General features: G+C 38.7%; 7 protein-coding genes. 4 read left to right on the top strand and 3 right to left on the bottom strand.

What is annotated here, in order from left to right:
• Window positions 1-460 precede the first annotated feature (460 nt).
• From ACP5P5_RS13140 to ACP5P5_RS13130, 3 genes are read left to right on the top strand one after another with little or no spacing between them, the layout of a single operon-like run.
• Complete coding sequence (locus ACP5P5_RS13140) at window positions 461-1,051, top strand: DUF3109 family protein (protein WP_428286570.1); 591 nt, start codon at window positions 461-463, stop codon at window positions 1,049-1,051.
• A gap of 45 nt (window positions 1,052-1,096) precedes the next feature.
• On the top strand, window positions 1,097-2,482 hold the full coding sequence (locus ACP5P5_RS13135; RefSeq protein ID WP_428286569.1) for a LutB/LldF family L-lactate oxidation iron-sulfur protein: 1,386 nt from the start codon (window positions 1,097-1,099) through the stop codon (window positions 2,480-2,482).
• Window positions 2,483-2,497: 15 nt separating this feature from the next.
• Entirely contained in the window at window positions 2,498-3,805 is a 1,308-nt protein-coding gene (locus ACP5P5_RS13130) for a DUF7033 domain-containing protein (protein ID WP_428286568.1), read from the top strand.
• A 20-nt stretch (window positions 3,806-3,825) separates the two neighbouring features.
• Here ACP5P5_RS13130 and ACP5P5_RS13125 read toward each other — a convergent pair whose 3' ends face one another.
• From ACP5P5_RS13125 to ACP5P5_RS13115, 3 genes are read right to left on the bottom strand one after another with little or no spacing between them, the layout of a single operon-like run.
• On the bottom strand, window positions 3,826-4,743 hold the full coding sequence (locus ACP5P5_RS13125; protein ID WP_428286567.1) for an EamA family transporter: 918 nt from the start codon (window positions 4,741-4,743) through the stop codon (window positions 3,826-3,828).
• A 60-nt stretch (window positions 4,744-4,803) separates the two neighbouring features.
• Window positions 4,804-6,312 (bottom strand): bifunctional phosphoribosylaminoimidazolecarboxamide formyltransferase/IMP cyclohydrolase, encoded by a 1,509-nt coding sequence (gene purH, locus ACP5P5_RS13120; protein ID WP_428286566.1) that lies wholly within the window; start codon window positions 6,310-6,312, stop codon window positions 4,804-4,806.
• A gap of 41 nt (window positions 6,313-6,353) precedes the next feature.
• Complete coding sequence (locus ACP5P5_RS13115) at window positions 6,354-8,471, bottom strand: ComEC/Rec2 family competence protein (protein ID WP_428286565.1); 2,118 nt, start codon at window positions 8,469-8,471, stop codon at window positions 6,354-6,356.
• A gap of 488 nt (window positions 8,472-8,959) precedes the next feature.
• Between ACP5P5_RS13115 and ACP5P5_RS13110 the strand changes: the two genes are divergently transcribed.
• Window positions 8,960-9,454, top strand: coding sequence for a hypothetical protein (locus ACP5P5_RS13110; RefSeq protein ID WP_428286564.1), 495 nt, complete (start codon window positions 8,960-8,962; stop codon window positions 9,452-9,454).
• The last annotated feature ends 58 nt before the right edge of the window (window positions 9,455-9,512 follow it).

Raw genomic sequence — 9,512 nt, 5'->3', positions numbered from 1 at the left:
GGCCAATTTTTTTTTACAATAATGAAATACTAAAATAATTATTGCTCATCATACATAAAAACGTATTTCTACGTATTGGAATAGCATTTTTAATTAATTTATTTTTTTGGCTAAATGGCTTTTTAGTATCTGCGTTGCTTTTATCTACCCTCCTACCCCCCCCTCCTATACCGCTCCCATACTGCTTCGGGTCAACAGCGTTGCGCAACGCTGTTGAGTGGGCGTTGTATCGAAGTTGCCTGCTTTTAATCCTCCATAAACCGCTTGAGCAACTGAAAAAAATGGTGAATCAATACCCTAAAAAATGGCTCTTTTTTATTTCAATAAGTGTATCCGCCATTTCAACACCAATTGGCCAATGTCATTTTGTTGGCTTTACAACCCTTTTGCACAAATCAACCCTGCCTCAAACAAACCTTTTATCTTTGCCATCTATACCCTTTTTAAACCTGAATGTAGCATGATAGCCATTGACAATGTTTTAATTAGCGATTCTGTTGTAGAGGAACAATTTGTGTGCGATTTACAAAAATGTAAAGGGGCTTGCTGTGAAGATGGCGATGCCGGTGCCCCCCTGGAAGTAAATGAACTACAACCCCTGAAAGATAGCTTGGAAGCAGCTAAACCTTTTATGAGTGCAGAAGGATTGGCTGAATTGCAAAAACAAGGCCACTCGGTTTATGATAAAGAATTTGGATGGGTTACTCCCACTATTGGCAATGGTATTTGCATTTATGGTAAGCGTGATGAAAAAGGTATAATTCTTTGTGCCTTTGAACAAGCTTACCGCCAGGGTTTAACCCAATGGAAAAAACCCATTAGCTGCCACTTATACCCCATTCGTATTTCAGAAAGCAAAAAGCATACGGATGTGGAATACGTTAATTATGAGCCTCGCGAAAGTTTATGCAAACCGGCTTGCAGCCTGGGTAAAAAATTAAAAATGCCGGTATATATTTTCCTAAAAGATGCTTTAATTCGCAAATACGGGCCCGATTTTTATGAAGCATTAGCAGCTACGGCTGAAAATATGCGCTTAACCCAAAAATAAATTTGCGTAGCTTACATTGTTTATCGGTTTTAAAATATGGTTGTTATGAATAAAAATGCTGCAGCCTTTGTGGCTAAAAGTACCATTAAAGCACAAGACCTTGATCATAGAAGAAAAATTAATTTCAACATTGGAAAATACAATGCTGCAGTACCTAAGGGTCAACACCAATTTCCCGATTTAATGTCGGTTCGCGAAAAAGCAAAGAATATCAAATGGCGCGCCATTGAACATTTAGATACTTTATTGGAACAATTTGAAAAACAAATTACAGCACGTGGCGCAAAGGTTATTTGGGCTGAAAATGCCAACGATGCGCTGGCAGCTATTGAAGAAATTTGCAAGGCTAAAAATTGTACTTCGGTAGTAAAAAGTAAAAGCATGGTTACCGAAGAAATTCATTTGAACCACTTTTTAGAATCAAAAGGCATTGAAAGTGTGGAAACCGATTTGGGCGAATATATTCAACAATTAGATGGCGAACCACCCTACCATATTGTTACCCCTGCTATGCATAAAAGCAAAGAAGATGTAGCCAAATTATTTGCCAATAAACTGGGCGTGCCCGGCGGATTAACCCCAGCTGAAATAACACAAATTGCCCGCGCTAAATTGCGCGAAAAATATACGGCGGCACAAATTGGTGTTACCGGTGCCAATTTTATATTGGCAGATATTGGCGGCATTGCTTTAACGGAAAATGAAGGCAATGCCCGATTAACCACTGCCTGGCCTAAAACGCATATTGCTATTGTTGGTATTGAAAAAGTTTTACCCAGCGTAAATGACCTTCCGTTATTTTGGCCTTTATTGGCTTCCTACGGCACAGGACAACAAGTTACTGTTTATAACTCCATCATTACCGGACCCAAACAACCTCATGAAGCCAATGGACCGGAAGAAATGTATGTTATTTTATTAGACAATGGCCGTACGCATTTACTGGCCAATAGTAAATCGCGTGAGGCATTGTATTGCATTCGCTGCGGCGCTTGCTTAAATGCTTGTCCCGTTTATAAAAACATTGGCGGACATAGCTACAACACCACTTACAGTGGACCAATAGGCAGTGTAATTACCCCACATTTAAAAGGCATGCAGGAATATCAGCATTTAAGTTTTGCCTCTTCCTTGTGTGGCAATTGCACACAGGTTTGTCCGGTGCATATTAATTTGCATGAGTTGTTGTTAGAAAACCGCTATGAATCTGTGTTGGAAGGCAACAGTAGCTTAACCGAACGATTGGCCTGGAAAGCCTGGAAAACCGCCAGCTTACACCGTAAAATGATGAATTTGGGCAATGGCACTTTGAAGAACAAAATAGTGAACCAACTATTTAAAAAGTGGAGCCAACATAGAACGCCTTTGCAGTTTGCCGATAAAACATTCAATGAATTGTGGCAACAACAAACGCCTCAAAACCCTTCCTAAAGGTTGTGTGTATTTATGCCTAACACCTATTTACTATTTACCCATCAACCTAGTAACAGGCTTTCGTACATTGTAGAAACCTTGTTTGGCCAACAATTTGGTATTACTACAGATGCTGTAGCCTTTGAAAATACTGATGCCGTTAAAATTAATTACTCTCATCATCCCTTCCAATGCACTTGCCTTACCATTGCACCGCATACACTGTTGTTTGAAAAAAATATACAGCCACAACGGATAATCATGGACGAAAAATGGAATTTACCGATATTCTTTGCCAATAATGGTGTATTAGGTTTTGATGTTTTAGCTGCGGCATTTTATTTAATTAGCCGCTATGAGGAATATTTACCCTACAACAGTGATGGGTATGGCCGTTACCCGGCAACAGAAAGCCTGGCATACCGTTCCGGTTTTTTGCAAATGCCTTTAATTGATTATTGGTTGCTACAAGTAGAAAAACAATTACAACAACTTTTTCCTTTGTATCAACTCCCCCAAAAAAACTATGCGTTTATACCCACATTTGATATAGATAGAATGCTGAAATATGTTGACAACGGTTTTCTGAATAACTTGAAAACTTTTTTCAAATATATTTTTCAACAGAATTTTCAGGAATTTGATGAAATGATGAAAGTAGTGAGTGGGCAACAACGTGACCCGTTTGACGTATTTGAGCTGCTCATTTCCTTGTGCACAAACCAAAAATTGGCTCCTGTGTTTTTTATTTTATTATCTAACCGCAACCATCCATTAGACAATAATATTGCTACACACAAAAAAAGCATGCAAAACATCATTCAGCAAATTCAACAATATTGCACCACGGGCATTCATTTATCGGTTGAAAGCAGTAAGGCCAATAGTGCCAACATAGCTATGAAAGAGGTGCAACAATTAGCAAAGTTTAACCCACAAAAACCCATACACAACAACCGTTTTCATTATCTGCATTTTCAGTTACCAAATAGTTATGAACAACTATTGCAATTGAATATACAAGCCGATTATTCCATGGGCTACAGTACCATTAACGGATTTAGGGCAGCTTATGCCCAACCCTTTCAATGGTATCATTTAACCCATGAAACCGGAACCAACTTAACGGTATACCCTTTTTGTTGGATGGATACGGCTTGCCTATTTCATGAAAAATTAAGCGTAGAGGCGGCTTATGAACAGCTCACGGTGTTTGATGCCCACATTAAAAAGGTGAATGGGCTTTGTATTCCGGTATGGCACAATCACTGCTTAAGTAATGAAGCAACAATGTTGCCCTGGCAAAAAGCTTTTGTGGCATGGATGCAAAAAAGGGAGTAGTCCCATACATGACAGGCATATTACATACCATCTGCGTCGGCTATCATGTTTTTCTTCAATCGAACACTTTTGTTGACCAGGTAAACACCCACCAATGTAATAATAGAACCTATCATATTTAACACCGTTAATTTTTCACTGAGAGCCACTGCACCAATTAAAAGCGCAACAATGGGGTTAATATAAGCATACAATGCCGCCACCGAAGGGGTTAAATGTTTCATAGTGTATAAAAAAGCGATATAGGCGATAATTGATCCAACCACAATTAAATACACCAATGCCAGCCATGAAAACAATGGAATTTGTTGCAAGGGAATATGCTGCCCCGTTAGTAACGAAAGCAGACCAATTAATACAGAAGCCGTAAGCATTTGCCAGCCCAATCCAAACTGAGGTTGCACTTTTACTACATTCTTAGAAAGCAAAACGGTACCAATACTCCATCCAATAGTAGCCGTTAAACAAAGTAAAATACCCGTAACATAATTGCCGGCATGGTGGTGCGATGCATCTTCATAAAACACCAACACAATGCCTGAAATACCTAAAAACAAACCCATAAAAGTTAAGGCATTGGGTTTATTTTTCCTGGTTACAAATAATTCTAACAACACCACAAATAACGGATACAACGCAGCAATTAACGCAGCTAATCCACTTGAAATATAGGCAACACTCCAGGTACTTAGTCCGTTAGATAGAAAGAAGGTAAAAAAGCCGATACCCGTTAATTGCAGCACTTGCTTAACGGTAGGCAGCGGCTGTTTACGCAGCAAAAAAAAGGCAACAATTAACGACCCGGCAATAAATTGCCGAATAGCAGAAAGCTGCAAACCCGGCAATCCCTTTACACCCACTTTACTCATTACCCAGGTAGAACCCCATAAAATACTGGTAGCTGCAAAGGCAATATAGGCTTTGGTTTTAACTTGCATGATTTATTAATATGCCTCAATGTATTGAGTATAATGAACAGGGTTACACAATTACATTGCTTAATGTTTAAAGTGGCGCATATCGGTAAATACCATGGCCAATTTATGTTCTACACAATAGTCAATGCTATCCTTATCGCGAATAGAACCGCCGGGTTGAATAAAACATTCAATACCTGCAGCATGGGCAATTTGCACACAATCGTTAAAAGGGAAAAACGCATCGCTGGCTAATACAGCACCTTCTAAGTTAAATTGAAACTGTTGTGCTTTTTCAATTGCATGGCGCAAAGCATCAATTCTTGATGTTTGTCCACAACCCTTACCTACCAATTGTTTGTCCTTCACCAAGGCTATAGCGTTACTCTTTAAATGTTTACAAACCAAATTTGCAAACAACAGGTTTTCTTTCTCAGCATCAGTGGTGGGTCGTCCGCCTACTTCTTTATAGGCTGCTATATTTCCTTCATCGGTGGTTTGTTGCAATACGCCATTCAATAACGATTTGTATTGTTGTTTTTCCAATATAATATCGGGTTGTAATTGCAATAGTATTCTGTTCTTCTTTCCTTTTAAAATAGTCAATGCCTCTATACTAAACGAAGGGGCCATTAACACTTCAAAAAATATTTCCTGAATAGCGGATGCTGTTGCTGCATCAACTTCCGCATTGGTTATTAATATGCCGCCAAAAGCACTTTCCGGATCACCGGCCAATGCAGCTTCCCAACTTTCTTTTAATGTAGCCCGTTCAGCAATGCCACATACGTTAGTATGTTTAAAAATAGCAAATACACATGCTTTCGCAACTGTTTTTATATCTAACCACAATTGTATGGCAGCTTCCACATCTACCAAATTATTGTACGACAATTCTTTTCCATGCAACTGCACAAACAACTTTTGCAAATTACCCTTAAATGATGCTTTTTGATGCGGGTTTTCGCCGTAACGCATTACTTGTTCACTAACAGTTTCAGGTGCATTAAAATAGTTGTGAATGGCTACATCATAATGCATCACCACTTCAAATGCCTTAGCAGCAAAGGCACGCCGTTGTTCTAAAGTTGTGGCACCTTTTTGCTCGGTTAATATTTTTAATAATGCGGTGTAATCTTCCTTAGCAGCCACCACCATTACATCTTTAAAATTTTTAGCAGCAGCACGAATCATGGAAGGGCCACCAATATCAATTTTTTCTATAATTTTTGCTTCTTCGTTGGTAGCAGCTACTGTTTCTTCAAAAGGATATAAATCTACAATCACCAAATCAATTTCAGGAATGGCATATTGTTGCATTTCAGCCACATCTTGTGCTTCTGCCCTTCGCCCCAAAATACCGCCAAACACAGCAGGATGCAAGGTTTTTACCCTTCCGCCTAAAATGCTGGGATAATGCGTTAAGGTTTCAACACCAACACAAGGTACTCCGGCTTCTTTTTCTAAAAATTGTTGTGTACCACCGGTTGAATAAATGGTGATACCCAATGCATGTAATTGTTGGGCAATAGGGGCTAAGCCGTCTTTATAAAAAACGGAAATAAGGGCACTTTTCATTTGCTTTTGCATGGTATGTTACATTGGTTGTTTGCAGATAGAATGTTCGATGGCTATAAGTTCATCACAAAAGCCCCCGAATCAGGTACCGAATGAAGGCGCAAATGTAAAGCCTCTGCTTCTTTTTTCCATTCATTGATTTTCCACAAAGCATTACTTCCATCGGCCACAAAAAAGCTGGTGGGCCATAACTTTCCCAATTCAGTAAGTGAATAAGCAACATTTTGCGATAAAATAACCACTGCAGGAGCGCTTGTGAAGGAATTTGGTTGTGCTGCCGGGGCGTGATTTAACCATACAATTCGGTGTTGTTGAAATTGTATGTTCATTGAGGATTGTAATGTAGTATCTAACACATGAATGGCACGAATACGATGCGCTATTCGGCTGGGTTGCAAATGAAAATTGCGCAGGTACCCATCTGAAACATAAGCGGCATTGCCGAAGAACTTACAATCTGAACCGGCAATAAAGTCAATAGCAGTAGCTTGTGGCACCTGATACACAATAAGTTTTCGTTGGTGGCTTTTTTGCCAATAATCAATTGTGCGTATACCAACAAATAAAGCGATAGCGACAAAAGAAAAATAAATGGGTAATTTTTTTTGATAGGAAATGGCATAAATGAATAAAAGAAATGCCAGTAATAACAAAACTGTTTGGCCCGAAGTAAGATAAATGTTTTTCCAAACGGCATGTGGCCAGGCATTAATAGCCAATACGCCGGCATTCAATACTTCAATACCCTTTGAAACAAGATTGCCCCACGCACCTGCCAACACGGGCCAAATAGTTAAAGGTAGCAATAGCAATAAGCCATACAATACAATAGCAGAGTAAGGCACCACCCAAATATTGGCAATTAAAAAATAAAGGGGAAACTGATGAAAATGATATGCACTAATAGGGGTTGTAAATACCTGTGCTGCCAGCGTAACACTAATTAATGTTACAATTTTTTTATAAGGCAACCGTTGCAATAGCCACTTTTGTAAAGGAGGCTGAAAAGCAACTATTCCGGCTACTGCCGCATAACTTAATTGAAAACCTACATCCCACAAATTAAAGGGATTATACAACAGTAATACCATGGCCGATGCTGCCAGATTATTGTATGTAGAGGCCTCTTTTTGCTGCCATTGGCCAACAACTATAAACGAAAACATCACTGCACTTCTGCTTACCGAAGGGGCACCTCCTGCAACAAGTGTAAAACTCCAAATGCCCAATAATAACCCTATGTATTTAAATAAGCGTAACTGTTTTCGGCTTTCTAAAGGGTGCAATAAAAAAAGTAGCAAACCGTACACCATACCCATGTGTAATCCACTAATAGCAATAATGTGCACCACGCCCACATTACTATAGGCTTGCACCAATTCGCGGTCTAAATCATTTCTATAGCCCATTAACAAAGCCGAGGCAATGCTTTGCGACTGTTTATTGGGAATGTAATGGTGCAGCAAATACAAAATCTTCAAGCGTATCTTCCACAACATCTGTGGTAAGCCCATTGTGGTGGGTTGTTGTATTTGGCGAATAGCCTTTCCATTTAAAAAAGCCTGATAATAAATGCCTTTTTGATGACACCAGGCTTCATAATCAAAAGCACCGGGGTTACCCGAATTACGAATGGGTTGCAGGTTACACTGCACCACTAATTGTGAACCGGTATTTAATTGGGGCAAACAACTAAGTAAAGTACTATCTTTTTTAAAATACAAAAGCATATCTCCACCTGCCGAAACTGCTTTACCCTTTAGTAACGCTTTTTGTATATGGGCAACTGTTTTATAAGTTTTATTGCGTTCGGTTAAGGGCTCATTAAGTTGTATTACCAAATTTTGTACACCGGCAGGCAATGAAACAGCAGGTTGTAGTTGGTGTTGTTGATAGCCCATGACAAACATGCCCAACAACAATAGAAACAAGTGGACCAAAATACCTTTTAGCATAAACCGGCGTAGTTGCCAATAAATCGGGGCCAATTGAAAAGCAAAGTAGCCTAGCAAAACCAAAATACCTGCTATGGCCGTATACATAAAAGCAACAGCAACAATAGTTTGCAGCAAAATGCCCGCTACAAAAGGCAACAACAAACGCAGGAACGGCGCTTTTTGCCACCAGTTAGCGGGTGTAGTGAAATACCATGGTTGGTATGATAGTTGCATAACGAAAAGAAAAATACAACAGAATGCACAATTGTGCAAAACCTTTCTGCGTTTTTGCAGGATTAGCATGGGGCAAAAAAAATCCCCAAAATAATTGGGGAAATTTTAGGGCTAAGCCTTAGGATATTGGATTTATAAAAACGGTTGGCGTTCAACCCATTGCTAATTTCCAAACTTATTTTGAAATACAGGAATTATTGTTAAAGAAAATAAAACGGTATTTTTTACCGTTACTATACGGTGTTTTTTCTGCGTGTTCATACGTTTTTTTATACCCGTGTTTTTACGGTTTTTTGCCCCGTGTTTTTACGGTTTTTTTTGCGGGTTTGTACATAAAAAGGGTTAGGGGTGAATTATTTATGGATGAAATTAATCTGTAATTAATTGATAGACAATAAGTTTTGAATATTATTCAAAACAATTGTTAAATAGTTTTACACTGTTATTCAAAAAAACAAATTTTCCAAACATCTAAAAAACCTACAGCTATGCAAACTATTGAAAAAAAATCATTAAAGGTTGGTAAATACGTAAATACCGCTCATGTTGACAAAGTAATCCGTAATTACAAACAAGAACGTTGGGTGCACAACAGTGAAAGAATTGGTAAAGAAGATTCTTTAAGTGGCTGGTGGAGCATTGAAGAGATGGAGGAATTTATTGCGAAAGCGAAAAGCCATGGTGCGGATGGAATTAAATTTTACTTTGGTGCTTATGATGCCGATTATGCAGAAAAACCGGAATATGCCGGCCGCCAAACTTTGGTAATGGTGGGCACCAAACACAATGAAACCGGTGTGGGTATGTTGAATAGAGACATTTATATTACTGACGAAAATGGTCAAAGCAATATTTTGGCGTATAATGCTATGAGTTTATGTCCACCTTTTTGTTCCGGCACTTTGGGAAAATTGGGTATAGATGACAATGAATTAGGCGTTACCTTGGTAGACAGAGGAGATGATGGTATGATTCTGATTTAATTTTTTTATTGCTCTAGATATTTTAAAAAAAGAATCAAATAATTTGATTCTTTTTTTT

It is taken from the genome of Hydrotalea sp. (assembly GCF_049968455.1).
Taxonomy (GTDB): Bacteria; Bacteroidota; Bacteroidia; order Chitinophagales; family Chitinophagaceae; genus Hydrotalea.
The sequence above is the reverse complement of the archived record's forward strand: the minus strand, read 5'-3'. Positions and strand labels throughout refer to the sequence as shown.

Bases quoted from the DNA above. Each gene is read 5' to 3' on its own strand.
- ACP5P5_RS13140 (WP_428286570.1), top strand. From the start codon at position 461: ATGATAGCCATTGACAATGTTTTAATTAGCGATTCTGTTGTAGAGGAA.
- ACP5P5_RS13135 (WP_428286569.1), top strand. From the start codon at position 1,097: ATGAATAAAAATGCTGCAGCCTTTGTGGCTAAAAGTACCATTAAAGCA.
- ACP5P5_RS13130 (WP_428286568.1), top strand. From the start codon at position 2,498: ATGCCTAACACCTATTTACTATTTACCCATCAACCTAGTAACAGGCTT.
- ACP5P5_RS13125 (WP_428286567.1), bottom strand. From the start codon at position 4,743: ATGCAAGTTAAAACCAAAGCCTATATTGCCTTTGCAGCTACCAGTATT.
- purH (WP_428286566.1), bottom strand. From the start codon at position 6,312: ATGCAAAAGCAAATGAAAAGTGCCCTTATTTCCGTTTTTTATAAAGAC.
- ACP5P5_RS13115 (WP_428286565.1), bottom strand. From the start codon at position 8,471: ATGCAACTATCATACCAACCATGGTATTTCACTACACCCGCTAACTGG.
- ACP5P5_RS13110 (WP_428286564.1), top strand. From the start codon at position 8,960: ATGCAAACTATTGAAAAAAAATCATTAAAGGTTGGTAAATACGTAAAT.